Consider the following 25,001-nt stretch of genomic DNA (forward strand, 5'->3'; position numbering starts at 1 on the left):
TCAGGGTTTCCCACTACATACTCACCACTTACAACTGGCCATCCTGATGCAGGGGCTTTTTTATCTGCCATGTTTTAGCACCTCCAAATTATAACCCTATCAAACTTAAATTAGTTTTAATAACCAATATTGTAACTAACACAAGGATCGCTAACGTTACCCAGAAACCAAAGAACATTCCCTGGAACATACCGCCGATTTTGTAGGTTCCTTCCCTACCCGGGTATGCCTTCAATGGTGAACATCTTGGGTCAAGTGAGTTTTCAAATGCTTTTGCTAATTTTTCCAATTTATTTATTTCTTCCTCAATAGGATTTAAATCTACAACAAGAACATCCTTCCTCATTTCAGCTATAAGCCCTGAATCCACGTCCATTACAACATTAAGTTCAGGACATACTTTAATTATTTCCATTGTACCACCTTACATTTCCTTCTTAGGTAACTCAGGAGTGTATAATACATCGCAGGCGTCGTTTAATGACTGTTTTACGAATAGACTGTATGATACTACCCAGAATATTCCAGAGACTACAATTGAGATTACGTCTAACTTAGCTATTGAGAATATAAACCATGTTAGTAAACCACATGCTATAGCGAGCATTAAAGTTCTCTTGTGGCTTTCGTTTGGACCTAAACATGCGTTGAATGGGTGCAAGATTGATATACCTGCTGTAATGAATGCCAATCCAATAATTCCGTTATTAACTGCACCATTTATAATTAAGTCTGCTGAAAATCCTCCTGCGAATGCAGTACAGAATCCTAAAATTGCCAAAGCACCCATTAATGATAATTTTGTCATACTTTGAACCATGATAGGAATTTTCATTCCAACAGGATTTACTGTTAATTTACCTACGATAAACCCTATTACAATTGCAGTTGCTGCTGTAACAATAGGTGTAGCTAACTCTGTGATTCCTATTGCTGGAGGTAATAAAACACCAGCCAATGCTGATATTGTACCCATACCTAAACTTACCATACCAATTGATGGAACCCCGGTACCAAGACCGTAAGCAGCTACTTTTCTAGTTGTGTTTGCCCCAGCTACACAAGCTGCTGCAGCCAATAATCCACCTATGAGCATAGCTACTTGTGGCACCATGTGTGCAATGTATATACCTACAAGTGATACTATAGCTCCAATAGCTAAAACTTGTTCTTCTGGATAAAGTTCTGCTGCGTGTCCTCCGCCACCATGACTCATAATTACACCTCAATTTTTTCATGAACAGTTTTTGGATTAGAATCCTAAAGCCATTCCTGCTAATATTGCACCAGTAACTAATGATGAAATGAATGATGCTATAATTCCATTTGGTACTTTTTTGAAGTTAGGATCGTGGAATCCTTCAATTGTACCCCCGATGTTGTAGGATGCAAGAACTGCATTCATGAAGAAGAAACCAATAGCTATAACTCCGGCAACTTCTGAACTAAATCCTAACTGTTTTAAAGCAATGTATGCAAGAGCTCCACCAAGACCTCCAAATGCAGCTCCGATCAATCCACTTACAAAACAAACTGTAGGGATAGCGTGACCTGTTGTACCTGGAGTAATATATGATTTTTGGTAGTCTCCAGTTATTGGGTCTTTTTCACACTTATCTGCTGCAGGAACAACCCCTACACCAAATACATAGATAAGCTGACCGATTAACATTGTAAGAGCTAACATGATCATTGAACCAACGGCTCCTGATAATATAATCATTAACAAGTGAACTGGGTTTGCAAGTGAGATTCCAGCTTGAGAAGCCATTGCTGCTGCGGCCATTAACCCTGTGAAACCAGCACCTGCTGCCAACTGTGTTGTACCAGTACCTACCCCTGTTGAAGTAGCCATTGCTGCTGGAGCACCACCAACTGGGACAAAGTGAACACTTGCGTTAATTACTGCTCCTGCAATTGTAATTTCTGCAAGAGGTATTATTAAGCTTGTAGCATCCATATTATCACCAATATACTTTTGAATTATCTATTTGTGTATGGACCGTATTTGTTTCTAGCATATACCTCGATTTTTCTGTTAGCGTATGCTGCAACACCTACAATTAAAAGTCCTACCAAAATAGCAACTACTGATTTTGTTATTAAATCACTACCTACAATATTTCCAACAATTCCTCTCCATCCATCGAGGAATATGATTAAACCAAAACAGAGACCTGTTAATGGACCACCAAGTCTTGAACAGAAGTATGATGAATCTAAACCGTTTCTTATACCATATTCGGCTTTAATATCGATGTCCCCCTGGTTTGCAACAGGAATACCTCCACCAAATAAATATTTTTGGTATTCTCTTTCAGCACCGTAGTGAACATCCCCTGTAGATGAACCAATAGCACCTACTGTAATACCGAATATTAACGCAATTAATGGTAATGGGAATGGGTTTCCTAACGCTGTACTTGCCAAGTATGCGGCTAGAGCCATACAAAATATTGCAATAAATCCGTGACCTACTATAGGACCAAGGTGCGTTATTAAAACATCCATGTAAACTGGTTGACCGAAGTTTTTAGACTGACCAACAATCCTTCCTAAGTAAGAACTTACTGAATAAGCTCCATGAACTAATGCAGCAACACCTGAACCTACTACAAGTGCTAATATCGCATTTAAGTTTGTACTCATTAAGGCCCATGCAACTGCACCTGCAACTGCAACATATAAACCATATGATACAGGTTCTCCAGAAATAGCTTTGTTGAAGTATCTGTGTATATTACCCATCTGAGGACCTAACTGGACCTGGGAGTTAGGGTTTGACTGTGAACCTACGTCAGATTCCAAGTCTTCAGCACAGCCGGCCACTGTTGTAGCAGCACCAGCTAGGGCTAATGCCCCAAGGGTTATTAATGTCGGATCCATTATTTCACCTCACATCTCAAGAATACTTGGCTATGCCTTTTGTTGGTTTTAAAACCCTCAAAATTTTTATTTATTAGATAGTCTATTCTTTCGATATTGATTTACGTGATATATATTATTTTCCATTTATTTTTCATCAAAATAAGGCTAAATTATTTTTTAATTTTATTAAAGAATTCTGTAACTAAACACAAATATTGTTGTTATTGTTATCAATTATAAAACAATATTTAAATCATATAAAAAAATGGAAACCCGGAGGTTTCCATTTTGAATTTATTTTGCTGGAAGGATAACATCTCTTTCTCCAGCAGCTTCGAATTCTCTTAAAGCACCTCTTGCACACTCTTTTCTTGGGCGTGCAAAGTCGAATACTAATGATGGATCTGCGAATGCGATTTTAATTAATGGGTTCATTGCAAATGCGTCTTTTCTTGCGGAGTGTGCAGCTTGTGTAATACCTGCGTATTCTCCTTGGTGACCTACGTTCATTGCGTAGTTTGGATAGTTTGGACCTCTTAATTCCAATGGTGAAGCTTCGTCGTTTCTAATTGAAAGTGAGTTTGAAGCTCCACACTGGTCTTGTAAGTCGTATCCGTAGAATCCAAGTCTGCTGTGGTATTCTTTGTGCATGATTTGGCTTAAGTACCAGCCGTTAACACCAGCGTTTGAGTTTCCTGTAGCCATACATACTGAGATACCTGAAGCAGCTGCAGCAACAGCAGCTCTTTGGGAACCTCCGAAGTGGTCTTCTAATAATGTTGGGAATTCGTCGTACTGTTCTAATGAGTAGAGTGTAACTTCTGTAGCAATGTCTTCAACAACATCCATTGTTGGTTTTGTACTGTTTATTCCGTATTTCTTCTCTACGTATTCGTATCCGTAGTATGCGAAGTCGTCTAAGATGTCGTCGGTGTATGCTGCTGTAGCATATTGTGTGAATCCAACACCACCGGACATGTATGAACCAAGCCATACTTGGTCGTATAACATAGCACCTACTGCAACAACCTCTAATGATTGTTCAACTGGGTCGTCGCTTATTCTTGTTGTTTGTACTATATCACATAAAACACCAAATGGAATACCACCTGGTTCGTTTGCACCTCTGGATCTTCTTGCTGGTAATGCTGTACCTACACCTACAACGTCAGCGTGTTTTGCTGCGTATGAGAAGTCAGCAATTGCAGCTTCCCCAGCACAGAGTTTGTATGCTGTAATGAATGACATACCGATCTGCATTGCAGACCATCTTGCTATTGTACCACCGTCACAGACTCTACCAACTAATGTAGGAACTCTTGATACTTGGTAGGTCTTTTTACCGATAGCAGCTTTTAATTGTTCTGCCTGTTCTTCAGGGAACAATTTGTTAATGTCGATTAAGTATTTTTTGTCTAATTCATCTGCTAATTCATCGTCTCCTGTGAAGATCTTAGCGTAACAGTCCCATGCTAATGATGGGTGAACTTCAACCATGTGTTCCTGAACAACAGCACCACCAGGGAGTGAGTGGTTAATTGTTGCCATGTACTCGTTAATTGTTTCAGGTGTAACTTCTACCCCTAATCTTTTTTCAAGTACTGCGTGACCTGTGTCCATACCAACGATAACGGTTCTTCTAATGTCGTCCCACATTTGTTGGATAGCAGCGTTGTTCATGAAGTGTAAGTCGTCTCCTTCTACAATGTAGTCTGTTCCAGAGAGTTTGTACGGCATTAATTTTCTTTGACCGAGTGGAACACCAATGTCTGGGTTGTACATTGGGATTCCGCCTCTTTTTTCAGCAACTATTTTTTCGTTAGCTTCAACAAACTCTCTCTTTCTTGCAGATTGTTGCCATCCGCCAAATGTGTAGAATTTTGTGTATTTTTCCTTTGGATCTTCTTCGAATTTTTCCTTCAATGCTTTTAAAAATAATTTTTTCTCAGCTTCCATAAGTTCACCTCAAAAGTTTGTAAGAGGTTGTTTGTAATTCTCAGGTAGGTATGTCATTTTATAATAATTTGTCAAATACTTCGTTTACAGGCATGTATCCACCGAGTGTTCTTGCTCTGTGGATTCTTTTAACTACGGTAAGGAGCTCTTCGTCATCTCTCATTGGAACTCCATCTTTTCTGTAGATGGTTGTAATTTCTCTTAATTTTTCTTCAGGTAATGGTTCACCAACATCTACAGGTTCGTCTAATGGTCTTCCTACCTGGTCTTTTACATATACAACGTGTCCTGTTTTTTCATCGTAAACGTATCTCTGGAGTGCATCGAACATTAATCCGTTTTCATCCAATCTTAATGAGTGTCCGTGAACTGTAGCTCCTCTCATACCTATTCTTGCAGGGTCAAAGAGTGATGTGTCCATGAGTACGTTTTTGGATATTTCTTCCAAGTTGCTTTCTCTCATTTCGATAACTTGTCTACCTGATAAGCTACCTGTATCTACTCCTCTGAATCTCCACATGTACATTCTTGCTCTGTCGTATGGTTGAGCAGGAGCAAAGTACATGGAGTCTGCAAACTGGATGTATCTGATTCTGTGCCCTTCTTTAGCACCGCTTATAGGTTCAACTAAGTCTCTTACGTAGTCTTCAGGTAAGTCCATTTCTTCCAATGGTGGGTGGACAGTTTTGTAGTCTTCTCCAGGCTGTCTGTGGCCCATTACTTTTACCAATTCTTCGTCTGGTATTTCTCTTAATTTTTCCAATTCAAAATCAGGGTTTAAATGGTCTCTTCTGTTCTGTGCAATTTTTGTTGCACCAGGGTAGAATTGAGGCTTGTATGCCATAGAATCACCTCTAACTTAAATATTTTTTAATTTTTTGAATTATTTCATCAATTTTTGTTTGTGGGCTGGATTCCCCTCTTACAACCCCTGTAACGATTTCTACAATTGTACCTTCAGTTTGAGGCTCAAGAGGCATAATTTCTCTCGTTTTAATTCCAACTTTTGCGAAATCTTCCATATCTACAGGGGTTTGACAGACCACTATGGTAGGAATTTTAACATACCTTAGGAAAAGCCTTGCTTTGTAAACTATATGGCTTTTAACATTTCCGAGGTGTATGACACATAGTTTGTGTCTATTTATCTGCTCGGCTTCCTCGGGCTTAAGCCCAAATGTCGAGCCTAAGCTACCATGAGGAGCATCATGTGGAATTCCACTACCTGCATTCAATACAAGAACACTGGTTTGAATTCCTGCTTCCCTTATTCCATAGGTAATTTCACACACTGGTTTTGTTATGTGTCTTCTCCCTGGAGACATCGCCACTACTACAACATCGTTCCTCAATCCTTCGGCGAATGTACCCCTTTGAGCAAGACCGCCACCTTCTCCCAGTCCCATGACGGCTCTGCAATCAACTATCTGTTCTTGTCTACCAACTGGCATATAATCACGCTTAATTTCCTGTATCAGGGTCATTTTCTTTAGGTATTACTGTTACTGATGACTGGAATTTACTTCTTGGATCTGTGATTCCAACGATCTTTTTATCTATTTCATTGACGAACTTTTCGCCATATTTTATGTAATCAGTTACCGTTGGTTTGTCTTTTAAGAACTTACCAACGCTTATTTTGTACCCGAATGGGAATAATTCCTTACATATTTCTTCTATTTTCTCTAATTCACTGTCATTTTCTAAATTTATCCAGAATCTCCCTGCCATGACTGTAAGTTCTACTGGAATGCCCTGAACAACGATTTCTTTCCTCTCCGTGTGATTAACTGGAGCTCCTTTTGCAGGTCCGTAATAAACGGTTTTAGGTAATGATTTACCATGGATTACTATTCTCTCCACGGTATCCAGGGAGTATACTTTATTGAGGAACTTTTCAGTAGTATTCGCTTTTAAATACCTATGGGGGAAGACTTCAATTTCTATCATAATATTACCTTAATTATCAATTAAATTTTATCCTTAACTTCAAGAGCTCCTTCAATTACGTATTTTAATGGCTCTCTGAATTCATCAATTGCACTGTAAACAGCACCAACTAATGCTGATGTTTTTTCAGGTGAGAACATCTGAGTACCTGCATCTGCACACATTGCAGCACATACTGGTGGGATAGCAAATCCTTTGGAGTGTCTTGTAACTACGTGGTTTCCTGTGAAGATACCTGGACCTCCACCACCGTAGATTGAGTGTGAGAAGAAACTGAATCCTACTGCTGTACCTTCTGCTCTACCGAAGTCAGTTCCTGGTAAACCAGTTTCGTATTCTAATATATCGTTGTAGTAGAGGATTGTTGATGCAACGTTCTGAGCAGCTCTTGCTGCACCACAGTTTACGATAACAGCTGCAACTAAACCAGCTGCTGCGTATGCGTTCCACTTAGCAACATCAGCTGGTTTGTACATTGTGAATCCTGATTCTAATGATTTGTCTTCTACAATAACTTTGTCTTCTAAAGCTCTTTCAACTACTGAAGCAACAACGGTACCTACTGTACCTTTGCTGTTTGCTTTTACGAGGTCAATTACTAAGTTGTCTGAGTTCAATCCTTGGTAAGCTAAACCTAATAAGTGCATTCTTTCGAATGAACCAATAGCGTCTCCCATTTCAAACATTGCTGTTTGTTCCATAATTGAAGCAAATGCAACAGCGTTCATGAGGTTTTTCTTTGTTGTAGCAACATAGTGGTTTACCATAATGTTTCTTAAAGCGTAACCTAAACCTTCCATGTTTGAAGGAGCTCCTAATAATGATGCAATGTTACCGCCCATGTAGTCCATAACTTGTGGGTATCTACCTACAATAGCAGCGTGTATTGTTGAACCATCGAATAAATCTACATCGAATGTTTTGATAATAGCTTCTTTTAAAGCCATTGCGGTGTTTAACATAGATACTGAGTATTCAGCAGCTACTTCCAATCTTTTGGATGGTACCTGAACTACCAACTGCTTTCCGTCGTTGATTGCCCTGAGTTGTGTATCGTCATCAGGTGTAATTCTTAATATTTTTTCAACTTCATCCATAATAGCTTCAGCGTTTTCTACAATTGGTAAGTCCAATGTTCTTCCTGGAACTTTACAGCCTTTTCCACCGATAGCTCCTGTTTTTAATGAGTTTTCAATACCTGCTAAGTTAACAGCAACTGTTCTTTTAATGTTCTTTACCATTGCCTTGATTGTTGGGTTGTATAACGGGCTTATAGCCTCCAATGGTACGCCATCTTCTACAAGGTTACCTTTCGCGTCGTACAAACTTATCTTATCTTCATACTTTACCATAGGAACCACTCCTATCTTTTTGATATATACCCAATATACTTATTAGTATATCTATATTCAATTTTCCATTAAATTCAAATCGAAAACTATATATATTGTATAGTCTCGAATAACATTCGGGTTATATTGATAAATCAGGTTTATTAAATGTTTAACTGTACTTATTAACCGTGATTACATATATTATATGTGCCTATTGCTATTTTATTGATAATTATAAGATGATACTATGAATCAGAATTTTAATTATGATGTTTTTGGATCTGGTTTTGGCCACGAAGATGAATTTAATAAAAATAATAATGGTAAATCACAACTTTTAATCGATTTAAAAGGAGAACCTGGTAAAAACTGCGGTGGGTTTTGTAAATTTTGCTATTTTAGAAAAGTGAATAATCAAAATCCTGAACCATATGGCTGTAAAAACTGTACTTTTCAGATGGGCTGTGATTACTGTACCTATTCAGTAAGGGAAATTAACGGGGACTTTATACCACTGCCTTTTGCAATTCAGCAGGTTCAAAATGCTTTATTCTATGGAAAATATGAAAAAGTAAATATTACTAGTGGTGGAGATACCAGTTTTTATCCTTATTTGGAAGAGCTCTGTGAATATATTAATAATCTCGGTTTAAAGATACATCTTGGATATACCTCAGGAAAGGGATTTAAAAATATACAAACCGCTAAAAATTTAGTGGAGTGTGGAGTAGATGAAGTTACGTTCTCTGTATTCTCTACAAACCCTGAATTAAGAAAAGAATGGATGAGTGATCCTGATCCAGAAAAATCACTGGAGTGTCTGAAGTACTTCTGTGAAAACTGTGAGGTTCATTGTGCAATTATTTTAATTCCCGGGGTAAACGATGGGGACAACTTAAAAAACACTGTAAAAGATTTGATTGAATGGGGAGCAAATGCAGTAATTTTAATGAGATTTGCAAATAAAACAGAACATGGGCTGATTTTAGGAAATGCTCCATTGATAGAAAATATTGAGCCTCATAGTGTTGGGGAGTTTAAATCCATTGTTGAAGACTTATACAATGAGTTTGGAGACAAAATAAGAATATCTGGGACTCCATTGTATGATCCTGTAACTAATGCACCATTTGCTATATCCTATGAAGATGATATTTTGGAAAATCTACGAAAGAAAATTAAAGCTGAAGCTACCATCATTACTGGAAATGTGGCTTATCCATTTTTAAGCAAGATATTTGAAAACACTCCGGTCAATGTAGTTAAAGTTGATAAGGATATATCCGATTTAATTACTGGAAAGGATTTAGAAACTGTTGATTTAAAAGAACTAAAGGATACAGTGTTTATACCTCCAAACGCCTTTGTTCATGATAGACTGGCTGAAGAAATACTGAATAGGGATGGAGATAAACGAATGGTTTTAAGAGGAGTCGAGAAACTAACTTTAGACGGAGAAGTTAGTGGAATATACACTAAAGAGGAAGTTTTAGAATTTGAAATAAATGCATTTGAAGAATTAATTGAAAAAATAAATTTCTTTGGAGCTCTAATTTAAATTTTTAATATAACTATATTTTTTACAAAATATTATCAATTTATTTAAATTTATAAATTAATTCGTCCAAAATAAAAAGTGCCGAGGGGGGGACTCGAACCCCCGACCTCTCGGTTTCCCAGGACCCAAGGATGTTACTCCTTGGGAATTTCCGTATGAGCCGAGCGCTATAACCAGCCTAAGCCACCTCGGCATTTGACTCACCCTCGAGCATCCTTAAGATACTCATATCTCATATAAATACTTTTCGCCGAAAAGTTTATATATTGAAACACAAAACTACACTATGCCTTAGGAGCTCTTTTAATGGTTAAGGTTTAATAGTATGTAGGGCGGGGGTTGCCAAGCCTGGCCAAAGGCGCTAGGTTGAGGGCCTAGTCCCGTAGGGGTTCGAGGGTTCAAATCCCTTCCCCCGCACTAATTTTAAATAAAGTATTATTGAAATTTTAAATGGTATATTATTCAGATATTGTGGAACGACCATATTTGGATCAAACCTTTTCTAAAGGTTTGTGTGGGATTCCTTCCCCCGCACTAATTTTAAATATTGGCTAACTACTGCCATCGAGAAGAAGACTAATTATTTGGACAGATTTTTTATATATTTATTAATGCGCGTATTTTTATAACTATGCCATTTTTTACACATTCTATATTAATTATTAAATTTAAACAAAGATTATCATTTTTAAATAACTTTGGCTTATTTTACTAATTTTATTATCTTTTTATGTTGTTTTAGAATTAATTAAAATATGTTTTAATCCCACAAGGGAAAGTATAAAAACCTAAGGTTTTTATTTTAATTCAATTTAAACATATCTACTTATTAAAAATTAAATTTTTAAAAACTGAGTGTAGGCATTCTCAACGAAATCCTTATAGATTTGCCTCGATTTTGGAATAACCATAGTTTAGGGGAAGAGATCATGGATAAAATTATTGTATGTGTTACAGGTGCAAGTGGTGCCATTTATGCAAAAAGATTTTTAGAAGTATTGAAGGAAAAAAATATAAAAACATCCCTTATAATTTCAGAATCTGCAAAAAAAATAGTAGAGCATGAATTAAAAATTGAATTGAATGAGATCATTAGTTTAGCTGATGAATACTATGAAAATAACAACTTTTTTTCTCCAGTAGCTTCGGGATCAAACAGTTTTCAGGCAGCAGTTGTAATCCCATGTTCTATGAAAACACTAGCTGCAATTTCAAATGGATACAGTGACAATCTAATAGGCAGGGTTTGTGATATAGCTTTAAAAGAACATAGAAAACTCATACTAGTCCCAAGGGAAATGCCCTTTAGTTCAATTCACCTTGAAAACATGCTTAAACTCTCAAGGTTAGGTGTTTCAATAATGCCTCCAATTCCTGGATTCTACAATGAGCCAAAAACCGTAGATGATATCGTTAATTTCGTTGTTGGAAGGATATTGGATAACCTGGGAATAGAAAATAACCTATTTAAGAGATGGAAAACGAATGAATCTAAATAGAATCTAAATGTATAGTTACAATTATATTATAAGGAGCAACTTAAATAGTAATATTAGTGAGGAACAAAAAATACATTACGGCATTAATTTCGGTGGGAGTATGCTTGAAAAATTAGGACAAAACTTATCCAATGCACTAAATAAAATAAAAAACGCCACATTTGTAGATAAAAAACTTGTAAAGGAAGTTATCAAGGATATTCAGAAGGCCCTTATCCAATCAGACGTAAATGTTAAATTAGTACTTAATATGAGTAAAGATATTGAAAAAAGGGCTATTGAAGAAGATATACCAAAGGGACTTTCAAAAAAAGAACATATTGTTAAGATAGTCTATGAAGAGCTCGTGAAGCTCGTAGGTGAAGAAGGGAAAAAATTAGAGATAGACCCTAATAAAAAGACTATAATATTACTTGTAGGTATTCAAGGAAGTGGTAAGACCACGAGTGCAGCAAAGTTAGCTAGATATATCCAGAAAAAAGGTTTAAAGCCTGGTTTAATTGCAGCAGATATATACAGGCCTGCAGCTTATCAACAGTTGAAACAGTTATCTGAAAAAATCAATGTTCCACTTTATGGTGATGAGACAAAGACAAAATCTCCAATAGAAATCGCAAAAGAAGGTATTGAAAAGCTTAGAAAAGCTGATGTTTTGATAGTAGATACTGCAGGAAGGCATAAGGAGGAACAAGGACTTTTAGATGAGATGAAACAAATAAAAGAGGCTGTAAATCCAGATGAGATTATACTTGTTATAGATGGTACATTAGGTCAACAGGCAAAGAATCAAGCAAAGGCCTTTAGAGATGCAGTTGGTGAGATAGGAAGTATTTTAGTTACTAAATTGGATGGTTCTGCAAAGGGAGGGGGTGCCTTAAGTGCGGTGGCAGAAATAAATGCACCTATTAAGTTTATCGGTACTGGAGAAGGTGTAGATGATTTAGAACCATTCGATCCAAAGAAGTTTATTTCAAGAATATTGGGAATGGGGGATTTGGATTCTTTAATCGAAAAAACAGAGGACTTAGTAGATGAAGATACTGAAGAAAGTATCGAGTCAATACTGAAAGGTAAATTTACATTAAATGAGCTCTACACTCAACTAGAAACTATATCAAAAATGGGACCTATGAAACAGATTATGAGTATGATACCAGGGTTTGGAGGGTCACTTCCAAAAGAAGCTGCACAATTGACGGAGAATAAGCTTAAAAAGTACAAAATAATAATGGATTCTATGACAAAAGAAGAAAAAGAGAATCCTGAGATAATTAAGGCTTCCAGAATACAGAGAATAGCCAGAGGTGCAGGTGTTAAACAGGAAGAGATTAAAGAACTGCTTAAATATTATGCGACAACTAAAAATGCATTTAGCAATCTAAAAAGAGGAAAAATGCTTAAGATGGGGGGACCAATGGGGAAAATAATGAGGCAGTTAATGTTTAAAGAGTAAATACACTATTCAAATTTATTTTATTTTATTTTTAATAAATTATAATCAAATATGTTTAAATATTAATGAATTAAATATAATTTAATGGAAAATATTTTTTATTTGGTTGATTTATTCGTTCAATTTAATATAGTTCGTTGAGGGGAATAGATATTTTTAGTATAATATTTTTAATTTTATTTTGAGTACTATACATTGATATGGGGGGATAAACATGCATATAAATTCCAGAAAGGGGCGTATTTCGGATGGTTTAATGTGGGGAATAGTAACAGCTTTTATACTGATTATTTTCTCATTACTGGTAGTTCCTTTAATACCTGACCCAGAATTAAGATATTGTTATAGGGTCGTATGTATTGTATCTGCTATATTTATTGTCCCCTTAGCCCTACTGGTTGGTTTGAAAGTGAGGTAAGATAAAAAGAGATATTAGATTATGAAACAATGTGTTAAAAAGGGAAATTTATTTTTCAAGCCCGGTAATTTTTATAGCAGCTCCCTTTAACTTATATTTTATGTTCAATTGAATTAAAAGCGGTGTAATCTGTTCCATGTATTTTGACAGTTCCAACTTACCGCAATCTATGCCTCTAACACCTTCGATCTCTTCTGCTAATTCTGCAACAATCTTTTTAGCTTCTTCATCGTTTCCACAAATAAGTATATCGCATTCAACCGGATTATTTATATCTTCCAATACTTTGGAACATACATTATGGAATGCACTTACAACCTTTGAATCTTTTAAACATTCTTGAACCATTTCGGCAACTGAGCCTTGAGGAGGATGTACAACTCTTACTGGCTTGTCCCCAATTGCAGTTGCTAGTGGAACTCCAATAGATACAACTATTTTATCCTTTAATTCTTCTTTTAATTCTTTTAATGTAGGAATCGTATATTCGAATGGAAGTGAAACAATAACAACATCTCCTTCTTTTGCGGCATCTTTGTTGTCTAATCCTATTATGTTTTTGCAGTCTATTCCTTTTGAGGATAGTATTTCTTTTACCTTATCTGATGCTTCTTCCGCTTTTTCTTTTTTTCTTGAACCTATTATAACATCATGATTTCTGGCAAATCTCAATGCTAAACCAAATCCTTGATCTCCGGTTCCACCTAAAATAGCTATTTTCATAGTTTCACCACACACCTAATATATTTTATTTCGTTTGAATCGTTATCTCTTCTAGTTCAATGTTTGATATTAATTCTTTGACAACTTCTCTACTTTTAACGGCATCTCTTATACTTTTTGATTCAAAGGATAAAACACCTTCGTATTTAATATCTTTCAAAGCATTTAAAACACTTAAGAAATCAATGTTTCCGTCACCTATTTTTAAATGTTCATCATCATTTCCATTGTTATCGTGCATGTGTACATGAACAATACCTTGCCCTATATTGTTGAGCTCCTTAACAAATTCAGCAGGATTTCCTGCAGTATTTGCATGGCCAACATCAAGGGTTATTCCAAGGTATTTTGAGTCTATTTCTCTTACTATGTCTTTTAGTGCTTCGGGAGTTATTCCTAAAACACCCATATAGTTTGGCATGTTTTCCAAGCCAAGCATGACTTGGTAATCTTCTGCAACTCCAACTATGTCGTTTAATGAAGAAAAGTTATTATCTAAAATATCTTCAATATAACTTGACCACAGTGGAGGAATATATCCCGGATGTAGTGTAACAACTTTGGCATCAAGTTCAAATGCCCCTTCTATTGCCTCTACTATACTGCTGACTGTTAACCTTCTAACCCTATCGTTCATTGAGGCAGGATTCAGGTCAGAAAAAGGAGCATGTATTACAATATCAACATCATATATATATTTCAATTCCATAAGATATTTAGTGTTCTTTGGAGTTAGTTGGTGACTTCCCTCACAGACTATCTCCCAGCAGTCAAATGAGTTTTCTGCAACTTTCTCCATAGATGATTGTAATGTTTCAGGTAAAAAAACTAGCGAAGATACTCCGAACTTCATATTATCACCTTTTTTGTTCAATCAATAATTCGTTGAACGACGCTTTAATATATTGCATTAAATATATGTATTAATTATTATTGGTGTTTTTATTAAATAATGTAGGTGGTTATTTGAAATTAACAACTCCAATTCCAAAGGAAACTATAAAAAAACTGAAAGTTGGAGATATAGTTTATTTGAATGGAACAATATATACTGGTAGGGATGAAGCCCATTTAGAAGTGATAGAAGAAAAAAAGCCTCCAAAAGATTTAAAAGAATCTGTTATATATCATGCAGGACCTATAATGAGAAAAGAAGGTGATAAATGGAAATGCGTGGCAATAGGTCCTACAACTTCCGCAAGGATGAATGAAACAGAAGAAGATTTCATAAAAATAACGAATATCTCTGCAATTGTTGGGAAAGGAGGAATGAAAAAAGAGCTCTTAGATGTATTTAAAGAGTACGGTGTAGTTTATCTTGCTGCCCCAGGTGGATGTGCCGCACTTCTGGCTAACTCAATAGTGGATGTAAAGGATGTTCACCATTTCGAGCTCGGGATGCCTGAAGCCATATGGGAACTTGAAGTTAAGGACTTTGGACCATTAATTGTTGCAATGGATACCCATGGAAACAGTATATACGATGAAGTTAACAAACATGTTTTTGAAAAACTGGATAGTTTGATAAAATAATTTATAGTTGTTTTAATTTTATTTTTTTTAAATTAGTATTGATATATTAAAATATACGATTATAACTTTGTAAAAAATAAAAGATAAAGAGATAGGTTCCTTATTTGATTGGTACGAACATGGAACCTCTTGTAGCACCCATACCTGGTGAACCGTGTTGTACAACCTGTCTGGTTGGTGCAAACTCTCCTAAGTATCTTCCAATAGCTTCTTCAACTATTTTTACTTCTTTGAATTCTTTACCATTGTATATACCAAATGTTAAGCCTACCATGTCAGGTGTAATGACGAAGTCTCTACAGTGTGTTCTTATAACTCTTGGCTCTTTGCCTCTGTTTAGTAATCTTCTTGCCTTTTTAATTTTGATTACTAATTTTCTTTGTTTAGGGGTGATTCCCCTTAACATACTTCTTCTTAATCTTGAAGGTAACAACTCGATAAACTTCTTAATAGGCATTTGTTGGAGCTCTTCTAAGGTGTAACCTCTGTATCTAAACTCCACTCTTCTTCTTGGCATAACTTGTTTTTGTGTTTTTTTGGATTTTCTTCTCCTACCACCAACTTTTTTCTGCCTAGCCATGTTTTTCACCAACTTATATTTTAAAAGAACTATTTATTGATTTATCTCCTTGCTCCAGTTCTTCTTGCAGCAATGTGTCCAACTTTTCTACCTGGAGACGTTTTTCTTGAAACAGTTGTTGGTTTTCCGGTGTGTTGGTGTCTACCACCACCGAATGGGTGGTCTACCGCGTTCATTGCAACCCCTCTAACTTTTGGCCATACAACTGCCTTAGCTTTCATAGCGTGGTACTTCTTACCAGCTTTGACGAATGGTTTTTCTTTTCTTCCACCGCCTGCAACTACCCCAATTGTGGATCTACACATTGGGTTTAAAACTTTCAGGTATCCTGAAGGTAATTTTACGATAGTTTTTCCAACATCGTGTGCTATGATGTGGGCGTAGCATCCACCGGATCTTACTAATTTTCCACCATCGCCAGGAATTGTTTCAATGTTGTAAACTGGGATCCCTTCTGGTATTTCTCCCAATGGTAATACGTTACCTGGTTTTATTTCTGCACTTATACCACATTCTATTTCTTCTCCAACTTTCATACCTTCAGGGACTAAAATTAATCTTTCTTCCCCATTTTTGAATCTTACCTTTGCTACAGGAGCACTTCTCCCTGGATCGTGCATAATGTCGATAATGGTTCCAACAACCTTATCTTTCTTTTCTAATTCGTCAAATTTTCTGTATTTTACTTCTCCTTTCCTTTTGTGGGTCGGGGATCTGTAGTTCGGACCTCCCTTACCTCTGTTTTGGGAAATCAAGTTTTTACCCATCTTATCACCCAATATTGGTTAATCCGATTTTCAAATTAAATCCAATTAGTAGATTCCTAAGCTTGCAGCTATTTCTCCTGCGTTGTATTCGTCTTTTAATTTTACGTAAGCTTTTTTCTGTCCTTTCATGGTTATTAACGTGTTTATGCTTTTAACTTCAGCATCAAATAATTCTTTAATTGCATTTTTAATGTCTAATTTTGTTGCCTTTCTGTCAACGTAAAATACTAATTTATTTTCTTCTTCAATTATTTTCATTGTTTTTTCGCTGACTATCGGCATCTTAATAATCCCAAAGGCATCCATGCCATCACCTCAACTTAGAGATAAATTAAAATCTATCGTTTAATTTTTCAACAGCCTTTTCGGTCCAGAGTGTTAATCTTCCAGCTACTGTACCTGGTGCAATGTGCATAACTCCTAAATCATCTGCTGTTATTACATCTACGCCTGGAAGGTTTCTTGAAGCGTTAATGGCTTCGCATAAGTCGCCAACTACAACTAAAACACTTTTTGGTTTTCTGTATCTTCTTCCCCTTAATTTTCCGATTCCAGCTCTAATTTTAATACCGTCTTTAGCTCTTTCAACGTCTTTGTCTAAACCAAGAGCTTTAAAGACTTCTAAAACTTCTTTTGTCTTTTTAAGAGCTTCGAATCCACCGTCAACTACCAATGGAACTGAAGGAACTTCATCTACAATATGCCCTCTAGCTTTTACTAACTCTAAGTTAGCTGAAGCAGCTATAGCACTCATTAAAGCTTTAATTCTTTCTTTCTTGTTTATTCTTTCGAACAATATCTTATCAACTTTTGGTGGGTGAGCTCTTCTTCCGCCAACAGCTTGAGGAACAAATGCACCTGCTCCTTGTGCAGTTCTTCTAACTCTTGCTCTTCCATGCCCTTTACCGATTGATTTTGCAGATGTTCTCTTTCCTGCCAAGTAATCTGTTCCTTTTGGTTGTAATCGAGCTGTCAGTGATGATATAACTGCTCTTTTAATTAAATCTGGTCTATATTCTGTTTCGAATACACTTGGTAATTCAATTTCAGCTTTTTCAGAACCATCTAAATTATAAACTTTTGCTTTCATTAATAACACCCGCTCGTGTTTTTAATAAATGATATATTTAATTTCCTTGTTTGGATTCGGTACTTAAGTATGTTATTTCTGGTAATCCAAACTTATCTTCTTTAGGTCTTACAGCCCCTCTTAATACTACTAATCTTTTTGCAGGACCTTGGACTGTTCCTTTAACTACAACATAGTTGTTTTTTATAACACCATAGTTTAAGAACCCGCCTTTTGGAGTTATTTCTTCTCCATTACTTCCGAATTTTAATATTCTCTTGTTGTATTCTGTTCTTTGATGGTATCCCATCTGACCAGCCAATGGAACTGTCCACATAACTCTTTTCGGTGTCCATGGACCTATGGATCCAGTATGTCTTCCTACACCTTTTCTTTGGTGTTTTCCAAACTGTATTTTTATGCCCCATCTTTTAACAGGTCCTTGGAATCCTTTACCTTTTGTAATTGCTAGAGTATCTACAAATTCACCTTCTGTAAATACATCGTTAATTGAGAGTGTTTTACCGAGAATTTCTTTAGCGTAATTTAATTTTTCGCTAACGTTGTTTCCTCCGATTCTTATCTCAACTATCTCTGGTTTTTTCTTAGGTAAGCATGTGTTTTTTGGATTTGTGTGTACTATTACTCTTACTTCTTCGATTTTGTCGACTAATTTGTCAAGTTCTTCAACTGTTTTTCTTTCTTCCTTTTTAGGTGTTGTTATTTTTCTGTTTAATTCTTTGTCTAATTCACTTGCCCATACTTCTGTTAATGTTTTTAATCCTTTTGTAGTCTTTTCATAAACCCTTATTCCAGCAACTGTAATGTCTGGAGCTTCCAATACAGTTACAGGTGTGAATACTTCCTGTTCTGCGTTTGGACTTTTTGGGTTGTTTTCTTTGAGTAATGCATGGGTTGTACCAGCTTTGTAAACTGGAAATGCTTGAAGTCTTACCTTTTCATCATTAGGCCAAGCTCTGATTTTTGGCACTGGTTTTTTTGCTCTCTTCCTAGGGCTAAAAGCCAAAGAACCTCTACGAGGTCTGTTTCTTTTCATACCCATACTATAACCTCCATCAATATTAAATGAACCTCTTACGTTTTTACCATATATACAGATTTATTTATAGAATAGGCTTAGTTTTTTAGGCAATATATTAAAAAAACAACAGTAACCTTTCTATGGCTGGCGCCTTTTCAGGTTCTTAACTGGGTGCCTTATTAATGTTACATACAGGGGTATATATAATTAACCATCCCTGCCACCCGCGCTTATAAAAGCAACATCAAATAAATTATTGATTCCATATATATTTTTTGGTGATTGAACAAAAATCACTTCGTGATTTTGTAGCCCTTCCCGTTAGGGGTTTTAAAAACCGTAAGGTTTTTATAACGCTCACTTCGGAGCTCCGATTGAATAAAACTGTAGGATTAAATGAAAACCCTTTGCGAGTTTTCATTGCTCAAAAACCTTCAGTTTGGTTTCGTAGCTCACCTTTACTTTGCTCGGTGATAATATGAATATGACAGATGATGATTATTTGGTTAAATATTTTGAAGAAAAGGATAAATTACGAGAAAACATTTTAAAACTCTCGAGAGAAATAGTTAAGGACTGTGCAATGTTGATAAGAAAGACACACAAGAATGAAAGTATAAACTTTGAAAGTGTTTTAAACAAACTTAAAGAGTTAAGCGACCTTACTAAAAATCACGATGACTTTAAAAAGTATTTGGACACTCCTCAACAGGAATTCGTAGAAGCAAGAGTTTTTTACACCATAATCTCAGAAGATAAGCTCTTAAAATATTCAGATTTCGAAGGAATAAAAAAGGAAAGTTACATTTTAGGACTTTGCGATGTTGTAGGAGAATTGAGGAGAAGTATTTTAGATGCCATTAAAAACGATGATAAAGAAAAGGCCGAGAAGTATTTTGGATATATGGAGAATATATATGATTTTATAATGAAATTTGATTATTATCATGTTATAGATGGTTTAAGGAGAAAACAGGATATTTCAAGAAGTTTGTTGGAGAGAACGCATGGCGATATCATCAACTTCATTGAAAACTTAAAACTGAGAAAAGAACTAAGCAAATTTAAAAAATAAACTATGCTACACTATTTTTATTATTTTATTTTTTTATAAGTTGAAAATTTAAAAAAATCTAAATATACAAATCCAATTCTCTAAAATAAAAAAGGTAGGGCAGCGGGGATTCAGGAACGCAACCTTTAGAAAAGGTTGCATCCAAAGGAATGCACCATTTCGCTTCGCTCAGTATCTTTTAGATTTCAGATATTTAAATATACAAATTTAATCTTCTAAAATAAAAAGTAGGGCAGCGGGGATTCGAACCCCGGACCACTCGGTTATCAGCCGAGCACTCTAACCAGGCTGAGCCACTGCCCTAATGTTCAATTTTTCCAATCTTAGGAAAGCAAAATGAGATAAGGTATTTTAGTATATAAACTTTTCTATAATTTAAAGATTTAGATTTATGTTTTATAGTTATGTATTTTTGAATAGTTGGTGTATTTGTAAGTTCAAAAAGTTAAAGTATATGATATGAATATGGTTATAGATTTAATGCTTTAAGAGCTCTTGGAATTTGGTTGATTAATTCGTCAACTTGCGTTCTTGGAGTAGGATTTGATAACTCACCAAGGAGTCTATTTGCCTTGCACCCTAATATGCAGGCCTCTTCTGTTTTATATCCATAATTTATAAGGGACGATATTATTCCGGTCAGTGTGTCCCCAGTACCTCCTATACATTCCATAGTTTCTATTTTTGGACTATTTATTGATTCCAATATTTTTCCATTCTTTACCACATAATCTGTTTCTCCCTTAACCACCATGTGTTCAGGCATATTATTTTTATATGCCATCTCTATTAGTTTAGGGACTTCTCTATCGTCCACCTCAGAGATAAATCCCCTAACATATGCAGGATGAGACGCCTTTTCATCGGCTAAAAAGGCAAGTTCTCCTACGTCTGGAAGAAACAAATGAAACTTATCGCCAATTCCTGCAGCTTTTGCGACATACATTCCCCCTGCATCAGCCACTATTTTTGGGGAGAAGTCTATTTTTTTTATCTCCGAGACTTTGGGTTTTATATAATGGATTACCAACAAATCGCTCTCAGCTTTCCTCAGTTGTTCATATATCTTTAAACTTCCACTACCTTCCCCTACGTCTCCAGCAGTTATTACGGTTGGAAGATCTTCTCCAAAATATTCGTGGACCTTAATTGCAGCACCTATCAACGCTCCAGTGCCCATAGATATGGGAAACTCTTTGTTATCAACTGAAATTTTATTACCTATGATTTTGGCTTTTCCTTTAACTAAACCCATGCCCTTTATGGGCATTGTTCCTGCTATCATCATATTTACACCACTTATAGTCGTTTGACAAAATGAGTTGAACATTTAGAACATCTATTAGGAAATATCAGAAGTATCTACTGAATAATTTTGCTTGAAAACCAAATCTAAACATATTTTATGAAGTACTTTCGTCAAACGACTGCATATTTTTGACTAATCTTTTAGCCTCTTCAAAGGCTTTATTTAATGTATAGGCACATAAGGTATAGCCTAACTCTTTTGGGGTTTCTTCATCAGGTACTTCTAAAATATTTCTTCCCTTTAGCGTTAATGTAAGGTATGGAACATCGGGACATCCGCCACCAGATATATTTAAAATATTTCCTTTGTTGTCTATTGTTATTTTCATATTTCCGCATCTAACCATTAAACAGTCATCAATTTTTTTTGTTTTTATCAGTTCAAGGGGTTTTAAAGAGTAATCGTTTAGGGATATAAATTTCAAAGGTTTTATGTTGTTTTTTTCCAGTTCTCTTTTAATTCCGGTCTCTTCCACTAAGTCGTATTCTACAGCTAAATCACATCCTTCCCTCAACTCTTGTGGGGGAGCTACAACTTTTACAGAGTATCCTTTTAAAACTTTCTCTGCGGTCATGGCATCTTTAACATTTTTAAAGATTATTATCCCGTGATGTCCATTTTCTTCATCGTCTGGTTTATCCTTTTTTAAAAAAGAAATGATTTTTTTTAATGACATCATTTCACCAAAAATAGAAAATTGTTATTTAAAAATATAAAAAAAGATAGGAAAAACGAATTTAAATAATTTATGCTAGTAACGATTTTACGAATGGAAGTACCCATTGATGGAATGCAACAGCTCCAACCAATAAACCTACAACATAAGCCATTGCACTTTTGTTACCTTCTGCAGCCATTACGTAGTTTCTAAATGGACATCCTCCCTGTATAATTGAGAAGTATCCTACACCAATTCCCCCAATTACTGCAACTGCAAAGTGTGCTAAGAATCCGGCTTTACCTGCAGCATCTCCTGGGATTGCAGTTAATCCATTTGTTACAATCCATGGGAATTTTGGGAGCATTCCTAGAGCTGCGAATATTATTGAACCAACCAATGCACCGCCTATAAATCCTAAGAGACCTTTAATAAGCCATGTATCTTTAATCAAATAAAAGTCCCTCATTCCTCCGACAAAACATAATGCTGATCTTTGTCCAAGGTATCCTATAAGAATTCCAAACAATAAAGTTCCTATTGAATGCAAGTATTCCATACTTTCACCATAGTTTTTTTATTTATAATTTTTTTAGATATAATTCACTACCTATTACAACTCCAACGAATATTCCTAAAAGGCCTATCAAACCAAAGAGATCTCCATAAGCGGTCCTTATACTTGTCCTAATTGGACATCCTCCCATCAAAAGTGCGAAATTTACTACTAAAAATCCAAGAACAAAACTAACACCTAATTTGTGTGTGGATCTAAGTTTGAAGTCATTATGAACAATAGAGGCGATTAATGCACCGATAAATAATCCAACAACAGTTAAAACAGGAAAAAACTTTGAAACAGGGGCCATTCCAAGTGATGTACCTAATGTATGATTTACTATCCAGTTGATTAAATCTCTAGAATGACACGCAACACACACACCATAAGCTGGTGGTGGGGAGACTTTAAAAATCGCTTCCAAAACTGCAGCCGAAAGCCCTGCAACTAGACCTGCCTGCAAAGGAGATACTTTCATTTTTTCACCTATTAAATGTTTTAATGGCATTTTATATAAAATAATATATTATTAATCAATTAAGAGATTTAAATAATTTTCTTTAAAGAAATTCTAATACCTAAGTGATTATTAAGAAATTTAATAGTAAATAATTATTATTTGAGGGAAATTATGAAACTAACGGAAAATATAATTGTGGTTATTTGTATTATAACGGCTTTAAGTGGAATGGCGTTTCTTAATTTTTATGAAATAAACCCAATAAATAAAAAAATAGCGGATTTGAAAGATGGCGATTATGTTAAGGTTGTTGCTACCGTTCAGAGTATCAAAGCGGTGCGTGATAAGTATAGAAATATAGTAGGAATTAAGTCTATAACATTAAAGGATGAAACTGGGGGAGATTTAAAAGTTATTGCCTTTAACGAGATAAATAAAGAGTTAACGAACTATGTAACAAGTACAAATCCTTCAATAAAAGAAGGAGATCTTGTAGAAGTTACTGGAAACGTAAAAACTTATAATGGGATTTATGAAATAGTACTTGATGACGTCAAAGACTTTAGACTTTTAGAAAAGAGAAATTTTGAAAAGGACGTAACTTTTTCACCTAACCCTACAGGGATTTACCGTTCAAGTAATGGTAAGATATACCACACACTTGAAAATTGTCCATATGGCAAAAAAATTAAAAATAAAGTTTATCTTTATTCTGAAGAAGATACACTGATTCTAAATTACAAAAAATGCAAATACTGTGAAAGGTATGACTGAAGATATAATAAATTTAGTTTTTCTATTTTTGGGAATATTTATGGGATTGTTTACTGGGCTACTTCCTGGAATACATCCAAATACTATAGTACCCCTTTCATTTTTACTTTTACCGTATTTGAATGCTCAAAATTACATATGCTTTCTTTTGGGAATGGTTGTTACACATTATTTTATTAATTACATTCCTTCAGCCTTTATTGGAGTTCCAGATAGTGAATCGGCAGTTTCAGTTTTACCCCTCCATAATTTGACTCTTGACGGTAGAGGATACGAGGGTGTGATTTTAGCAGGAGTTGGTGCTTTTTCAGGAATTGTTTTTTCATTGGTTATGGTTATAATACTTTTGAATCTTGGATTGGATTTAAAAATATTTTATGAAACTTTAAAACCATTTATTCCTTATTTTTTGATATTTTCCCTAGTTTTGATAATATTGTTTTCAAAAAATAAATTTTGGAGCTCAGTGATTATGCTTCTTTCAGGGGTTCTTGGAATCGAGACTTTGTATCTTCACCAATCATTCAATCCTACGCTTACCGCACTGTTTACTGGAATGTTTGGAATTCCATTACTTATTGAAAATCTAAAAACCAGAAAAATAAACCATCAAATAATTACATTCCCAGAGTTAAAGCCATCTTTTTTCAAATCCTCTATCTTTGGAACTCTTGGTGGGTTTATAAGGATATTTCTACCGGCCATAGGGGGAGCACAACTGAATTTCTTTCTAAGTAAAATAATTATGGAAGAAGATTTAGAAAATTTCATAGTCTCTCAAGGCTCAATAACACTTTCAAATGAATTTTTCTCCATACTTGCACTGATCCTAATAGGAAATGGGAGAAGTGGAATTGCAGAAGCCATAGGAAGTTTAAACACCGATCTATCCTTGGTTAAAATTTCATTTTATATGTTAATCGCTTCAGCAGGAGCTCTTGGAATGATGGTTATTTTATCCAGATATTTACTAAGAAAAATAACTGATTACGATTATAGAAAAATATCGTTATACTTAATTGCATTTTGTACTTTATTGGTGTTTATTCTATCCTACAATACCTACCCCATTTATCACATGGTTATTTATGTTGTTTCAGTTTGTATAGGAATTTTGTGTATTAAAAATAATGTGAATTTATCCTATATGATGTGTGTGTTAATATTCCCTACAATTTTGTATTTTATGTTATAATTTATAGTATAGAGCAAAACCTTTTAGAAAAAGGTTTTGATTGAACAAAAATTACGAAGTAATTTTTGTAACTCTCCGTTCGCTTCGCTCACTCCGATTCCAAAACCGGATACTTCTTAACGAAGTTAAGTCGAAGCGAATCGAAGATTCGCTGTCGAAGCAAATTTCAAAGAAATTCGCTGACTCACAAAAATTCGAAGAATTTTTGTCGAGACTCACAA

At 35.2% G+C, this 25,001-nt stretch carries 28 protein-coding genes, 3 tRNA genes and 1 pseudogene; 9 read left to right on the top strand and 23 right to left on the bottom strand.

The features are described from left to right. From F555_RS09570 to mcrB, 10 genes and pseudogenes are all read right to left on the bottom strand, one after another. Window positions 1-71, bottom strand: a pseudogene (locus F555_RS09570) (tetrahydromethanopterin S-methyltransferase subunit A); the annotation flags it as partial. Between the two features lie 17 nt (window positions 72-88). Beyond that, window positions 89-415, bottom strand: a complete 327-nt coding sequence (locus F555_RS0101825) for a tetrahydromethanopterin S-methyltransferase subunit B (protein ID WP_018153518.1) — start codon at window positions 413-415, stop codon at window positions 89-91. Between the two features lie 9 nt (window positions 416-424). After that, window positions 425-1,216: a tetrahydromethanopterin S-methyltransferase subunit MtrC gene (gene mtrC, locus F555_RS0101830; RefSeq protein ID WP_018153519.1), complete on the bottom strand. Its 792-nt coding sequence runs from the start codon at window positions 1,214-1,216 to the stop codon at window positions 425-427. Window positions 1,217-1,252: 36 nt separating this feature from the next. Then, window positions 1,253-1,960 carry a tetrahydromethanopterin S-methyltransferase subunit D gene (gene mtrD / locus F555_RS0101835; protein ID WP_018153520.1) on the bottom strand — a complete coding sequence of 236 codons (708 nt, stop codon included), beginning with the start codon at window positions 1,958-1,960 and terminating at the stop codon, window positions 1,253-1,255. Between the two features lie 23 nt (window positions 1,961-1,983). Continuing rightward, a complete protein-coding gene (mtrE, locus tag F555_RS0101840) occupies window positions 1,984-2,886 on the bottom strand; it encodes a tetrahydromethanopterin S-methyltransferase subunit E (protein WP_018153521.1) in 903 nt (300 codons plus the stop codon). Between the two features lie 276 nt (window positions 2,887-3,162). Then, the gene (gene mcrA, locus F555_RS0101845) at window positions 3,163-4,824 is read right to left on the bottom strand and encodes a coenzyme-B sulfoethylthiotransferase subunit alpha (RefSeq protein WP_018153522.1); all 1,662 of its coding nucleotides are present in this window, start codon (window positions 4,822-4,824) and stop codon (window positions 3,163-3,165) included. Window positions 4,825-4,882: 58 nt separating this feature from the next. Next, complete coding sequence (mcrG, locus tag F555_RS0101850) at window positions 4,883-5,668, bottom strand: coenzyme-B sulfoethylthiotransferase subunit gamma (protein ID WP_018153523.1); 786 nt, start codon at window positions 5,666-5,668, stop codon at window positions 4,883-4,885. A 10-nt stretch (window positions 5,669-5,678) separates the two neighbouring features. Continuing rightward, complete coding sequence (gene mcrC, locus F555_RS0101855) at window positions 5,679-6,275, bottom strand: methyl-coenzyme M reductase I operon protein C (RefSeq protein WP_018153524.1); 597 nt, start codon at window positions 6,273-6,275, stop codon at window positions 5,679-5,681. A gap of 10 nt (window positions 6,276-6,285) precedes the next feature. After that, entirely contained in the window at window positions 6,286-6,774 is a 489-nt protein-coding gene (mcrD, locus tag F555_RS0101860; RefSeq protein WP_018153525.1) for a methyl-coenzyme M reductase operon protein D, read from the bottom strand. Between the two features lie 20 nt (window positions 6,775-6,794). Further along, on the bottom strand, window positions 6,795-8,126 hold the full coding sequence (mcrB, locus tag F555_RS0101865; protein ID WP_018153526.1) for a coenzyme-B sulfoethylthiotransferase subunit beta: 1,332 nt from the start codon (window positions 8,124-8,126) through the stop codon (window positions 6,795-6,797). Between the two features lie 229 nt (window positions 8,127-8,355). Between mcrB and mmp10 the strand changes: the two genes are divergently transcribed. After that, window positions 8,356-9,666: a methyl coenzyme M reductase-arginine methyltransferase Mmp10 gene (gene mmp10 / locus F555_RS0101870; protein WP_018153527.1), complete on the top strand. Its 1,311-nt coding sequence runs from the start codon at window positions 8,356-8,358 to the stop codon at window positions 9,664-9,666. 79 nt (window positions 9,667-9,745) lie between these two features. Here the strand turns inward: mmp10 and F555_RS0101875 are convergent. Then, window positions 9,746-9,859: transfer RNA gene (locus F555_RS0101875), tRNA-Met, on the bottom strand. A 139-nt stretch (window positions 9,860-9,998) separates the two neighbouring features. On the opposite strand from F555_RS0101875, the gene F555_RS0101880 reads away from it, so the two are divergent. The 4 genes from F555_RS0101880 to F555_RS0101895 all read left to right on the top strand — a co-directional run bounded on the left by F555_RS0101880 (window position 9,999) and on the right by F555_RS0101895 (window position 13,036). Further along, window positions 9,999-10,083, top strand: a tRNA-Leu gene (locus F555_RS0101880). 512 nt (window positions 10,084-10,595) lie between these two features. Further along, entirely contained in the window at window positions 10,596-11,165 is a 570-nt protein-coding gene (locus F555_RS0101885; protein ID WP_018153528.1) for a UbiX family flavin prenyltransferase, read from the top strand. A 100-nt stretch (window positions 11,166-11,265) separates the two neighbouring features. Beyond that, a complete protein-coding gene (locus F555_RS0101890; protein ID WP_018153529.1) occupies window positions 11,266-12,618 on the top strand; it encodes a signal recognition particle protein Srp54 in 1,353 nt (450 codons plus the stop codon). 214 nt (window positions 12,619-12,832) lie between these two features. Further along, window positions 12,833-13,036, top strand: a complete 204-nt coding sequence (locus tag F555_RS0101895; RefSeq protein ID WP_018153530.1) for a hypothetical protein — start codon at window positions 12,833-12,835, stop codon at window positions 13,034-13,036. A 48-nt stretch (window positions 13,037-13,084) separates the two neighbouring features. On the opposite strand, the gene npdG is transcribed toward F555_RS0101895, so the two are convergent. Together npdG and F555_RS0101905 are read right to left on the bottom strand one after the other, a co-directional pair. Beyond that, window positions 13,085-13,759, bottom strand: a complete 675-nt coding sequence (gene npdG / locus F555_RS0101900) for an NADPH-dependent F420 reductase (protein ID WP_018153531.1) — start codon at window positions 13,757-13,759, stop codon at window positions 13,085-13,087. 25 nt (window positions 13,760-13,784) lie between these two features. Continuing rightward, window positions 13,785-14,612 carry a sugar phosphate isomerase/epimerase family protein gene (locus F555_RS0101905; protein ID WP_018153532.1) on the bottom strand — a complete coding sequence of 276 codons (828 nt, stop codon included), beginning with the start codon at window positions 14,610-14,612 and terminating at the stop codon, window positions 13,785-13,787. 113 nt (window positions 14,613-14,725) lie between these two features. Between F555_RS0101905 and F555_RS0101910 the strand changes: the two genes are divergently transcribed. After that, window positions 14,726-15,292 (top strand): FumA C-terminus/TtdB family hydratase beta subunit, encoded by a 567-nt coding sequence (locus F555_RS0101910; protein WP_018153533.1) that lies wholly within the window; start codon window positions 14,726-14,728, stop codon window positions 15,290-15,292. A gap of 100 nt (window positions 15,293-15,392) precedes the next feature. Here F555_RS0101910 and F555_RS0101915 read toward each other — a convergent pair whose 3' ends face one another. The 5 genes from F555_RS0101915 to F555_RS0101935 are packed head-to-tail and all read right to left on the bottom strand — an operon-like array spanning window position 15,393 to window position 18,771. Then, window positions 15,393-15,872: a 30S ribosomal protein S19 gene (locus F555_RS0101915; RefSeq protein WP_018153534.1), complete on the bottom strand. Its 480-nt coding sequence runs from the start codon at window positions 15,870-15,872 to the stop codon at window positions 15,393-15,395. Window positions 15,873-15,913: 41 nt separating this feature from the next. Then, window positions 15,914-16,639, bottom strand: a complete 726-nt coding sequence (locus F555_RS0101920) for a 50S ribosomal protein L2 (protein ID WP_018153535.1) — start codon at window positions 16,637-16,639, stop codon at window positions 15,914-15,916. Window positions 16,640-16,684: 45 nt separating this feature from the next. Then, complete coding sequence (locus tag F555_RS0101925; protein WP_018153536.1) at window positions 16,685-16,945, bottom strand: 50S ribosomal protein L23; 261 nt, start codon at window positions 16,943-16,945, stop codon at window positions 16,685-16,687. 25 nt (window positions 16,946-16,970) lie between these two features. Next, window positions 16,971-17,729 (bottom strand): 50S ribosomal protein L4, encoded by a 759-nt coding sequence (gene rpl4p, locus F555_RS0101930; protein ID WP_018153537.1) that lies wholly within the window; start codon window positions 17,727-17,729, stop codon window positions 16,971-16,973. 37 nt (window positions 17,730-17,766) lie between these two features. Further along, window positions 17,767-18,771, bottom strand: a complete 1,005-nt coding sequence (locus tag F555_RS0101935) for a 50S ribosomal protein L3 (protein WP_018153538.1) — start codon at window positions 18,769-18,771, stop codon at window positions 17,767-17,769. Window positions 18,772-19,234: 463 nt separating this feature from the next. Here F555_RS0101935 and F555_RS0101940 point away from each other — a divergent pair, with 463 nt between their 5' ends. After that, window positions 19,235-19,825, top strand: a complete 591-nt coding sequence (locus F555_RS0101940; protein WP_026182905.1) for a translin family protein — start codon at window positions 19,235-19,237, stop codon at window positions 19,823-19,825. Window positions 19,826-20,053: 228 nt separating this feature from the next. On the opposite strand, the gene F555_RS0101945 is transcribed toward F555_RS0101940, so the two are convergent. From F555_RS0101945 to F555_RS0101965, 5 genes are all read right to left on the bottom strand, one after another. After that, window positions 20,054-20,128, bottom strand: a tRNA-Ile gene (locus F555_RS0101945). Between the two features lie 166 nt (window positions 20,129-20,294). Next, on the bottom strand, window positions 20,295-21,113 hold the full coding sequence (locus tag F555_RS0101950) for an NAD(P)H-hydrate dehydratase (RefSeq protein ID WP_018153540.1): 819 nt from the start codon (window positions 21,111-21,113) through the stop codon (window positions 20,295-20,297). A gap of 115 nt (window positions 21,114-21,228) precedes the next feature. Further along, complete coding sequence (locus tag F555_RS0101955; RefSeq protein ID WP_018153541.1) at window positions 21,229-21,810, bottom strand: DUF3343 domain-containing protein; 582 nt, start codon at window positions 21,808-21,810, stop codon at window positions 21,229-21,231. A 70-nt stretch (window positions 21,811-21,880) separates the two neighbouring features. Further along, window positions 21,881-22,351, bottom strand: coding sequence for a YeeE/YedE thiosulfate transporter family protein (locus F555_RS0101960; protein ID WP_018153542.1), 471 nt, complete (start codon window positions 22,349-22,351; stop codon window positions 21,881-21,883). A 22-nt stretch (window positions 22,352-22,373) separates the two neighbouring features. After that, window positions 22,374-22,829, bottom strand: coding sequence for a YeeE/YedE family protein (locus F555_RS0101965; protein WP_018153543.1), 456 nt, complete (start codon window positions 22,827-22,829; stop codon window positions 22,374-22,376). Window positions 22,830-22,982: 153 nt separating this feature from the next. Here F555_RS0101965 and F555_RS0101970 point away from each other — a divergent pair, with 153 nt between their 5' ends. Together F555_RS0101970 and F555_RS0101975 are read left to right on the top strand one after the other, a co-directional pair. After that, window positions 22,983-23,585, top strand: a complete 603-nt coding sequence (locus F555_RS0101970; protein ID WP_018153544.1) for an OB-fold nucleic acid binding domain-containing protein — start codon at window positions 22,983-22,985, stop codon at window positions 23,583-23,585. 4 nt (window positions 23,586-23,589) lie between these two features. After that, window positions 23,590-24,780, top strand: coding sequence for a tripartite tricarboxylate transporter permease (locus F555_RS0101975; RefSeq protein ID WP_026182906.1), 1,191 nt, complete (start codon window positions 23,590-23,592; stop codon window positions 24,778-24,780). The last annotated feature ends 221 nt before the right edge of the window (window positions 24,781-25,001 follow it).

The organism is Methanothermococcus thermolithotrophicus DSM 2095 (genome assembly GCF_000376965.1).
GTDB classification, from domain to species: domain Archaea; phylum AGJL01; class Methanococci; order Methanococcales; family Methanococcaceae; genus Methanothermococcus; species Methanothermococcus thermolithotrophicus.

Excerpts from the sequence above, each read along its gene's own strand:
- F555_RS0101825 (WP_018153518.1), bottom strand. The coding sequence starts at position 415 with ATGGAAATAATTAAAGTATGTCCTGAACTTAATGTTGTAATGGACGTG.
- mtrC (WP_018153519.1), bottom strand. The coding sequence starts at position 1,216 with ATGAGTCATGGTGGCGGAGGACACGCAGCAGAACTTTATCCAGAAGAA.
- mtrD (WP_018153520.1), bottom strand. The coding sequence starts at position 1,960 with ATGGATGCTACAAGCTTAATAATACCTCTTGCAGAAATTACAATTGCA.
- mtrE (WP_018153521.1), bottom strand. The coding sequence starts at position 2,886 with ATGGATCCGACATTAATAACCCTTGGGGCATTAGCCCTAGCTGGTGCT.
- mcrA (WP_018153522.1), bottom strand. The coding sequence starts at position 4,824 with ATGGAAGCTGAGAAAAAATTATTTTTAAAAGCATTGAAGGAAAAATTC.
- mcrG (WP_018153523.1), bottom strand. The coding sequence starts at position 5,668 with ATGGCATACAAGCCTCAATTCTACCCTGGTGCAACAAAAATTGCACAG.
- mcrC (WP_018153524.1), bottom strand. The coding sequence starts at position 6,275 with ATGCCAGTTGGTAGACAAGAACAGATAGTTGATTGCAGAGCCGTCATG.
- mcrD (WP_018153525.1), bottom strand. The coding sequence starts at position 6,774 with ATGATAGAAATTGAAGTCTTCCCCCATAGGTATTTAAAAGCGAATACT.
- mcrB (WP_018153526.1), bottom strand. The coding sequence starts at position 8,126 with ATGGTAAAGTATGAAGATAAGATAAGTTTGTACGACGCGAAAGGTAAC.
- mmp10 (WP_018153527.1), top strand. The coding sequence starts at position 8,356 with ATGAATCAGAATTTTAATTATGATGTTTTTGGATCTGGTTTTGGCCAC.
- F555_RS0101885 (WP_018153528.1), top strand. The coding sequence starts at position 10,596 with ATGGATAAAATTATTGTATGTGTTACAGGTGCAAGTGGTGCCATTTAT.
- F555_RS0101890 (WP_018153529.1), top strand. The coding sequence starts at position 11,266 with ATGCTTGAAAAATTAGGACAAAACTTATCCAATGCACTAAATAAAATA.
- F555_RS0101895 (WP_018153530.1), top strand. The coding sequence starts at position 12,833 with ATGCATATAAATTCCAGAAAGGGGCGTATTTCGGATGGTTTAATGTGG.
- npdG (WP_018153531.1), bottom strand. The coding sequence starts at position 13,759 with ATGAAAATAGCTATTTTAGGTGGAACCGGAGATCAAGGATTTGGTTTA.
- F555_RS0101905 (WP_018153532.1), bottom strand. The coding sequence starts at position 14,612 with ATGAAGTTCGGAGTATCTTCGCTAGTTTTTTTACCTGAAACATTACAA.
- F555_RS0101915 (WP_018153534.1), bottom strand. The coding sequence starts at position 15,872 with ATGGCTAGGCAGAAAAAAGTTGGTGGTAGGAGAAGAAAATCCAAAAAA.
- F555_RS0101920 (WP_018153535.1), bottom strand. The coding sequence starts at position 16,639 with ATGGGTAAAAACTTGATTTCCCAAAACAGAGGTAAGGGAGGTCCGAAC.
- F555_RS0101925 (WP_018153536.1), bottom strand. The coding sequence starts at position 16,945 with ATGGATGCCTTTGGGATTATTAAGATGCCGATAGTCAGCGAAAAAACA.
- rpl4p (WP_018153537.1), bottom strand. The coding sequence starts at position 17,729 with ATGAAAGCAAAAGTTTATAATTTAGATGGTTCTGAAAAAGCTGAAATT.
- F555_RS0101935 (WP_018153538.1), bottom strand. The coding sequence starts at position 18,771 with ATGGGTATGAAAAGAAACAGACCTCGTAGAGGTTCTTTGGCTTTTAGC.
- F555_RS0101940 (WP_026182905.1), top strand. The coding sequence starts at position 19,235 with ATGACAGATGATGATTATTTGGTTAAATATTTTGAAGAAAAGGATAAA.
- F555_RS0101950 (WP_018153540.1), bottom strand. The coding sequence starts at position 21,113 with ATGATGATAGCAGGAACAATGCCCATAAAGGGCATGGGTTTAGTTAAA.
- F555_RS0101955 (WP_018153541.1), bottom strand. The coding sequence starts at position 21,810 with ATGTCATTAAAAAAAATCATTTCTTTTTTAAAAAAGGATAAACCAGAC.
- F555_RS0101960 (WP_018153542.1), bottom strand. The coding sequence starts at position 22,351 with ATGGAATACTTGCATTCAATAGGAACTTTATTGTTTGGAATTCTTATA.
- F555_RS0101965 (WP_018153543.1), bottom strand. The coding sequence starts at position 22,829 with ATGAAAGTATCTCCTTTGCAGGCAGGTCTAGTTGCAGGGCTTTCGGCT.
- F555_RS0101970 (WP_018153544.1), top strand. The coding sequence starts at position 22,983 with ATGAAACTAACGGAAAATATAATTGTGGTTATTTGTATTATAACGGCT.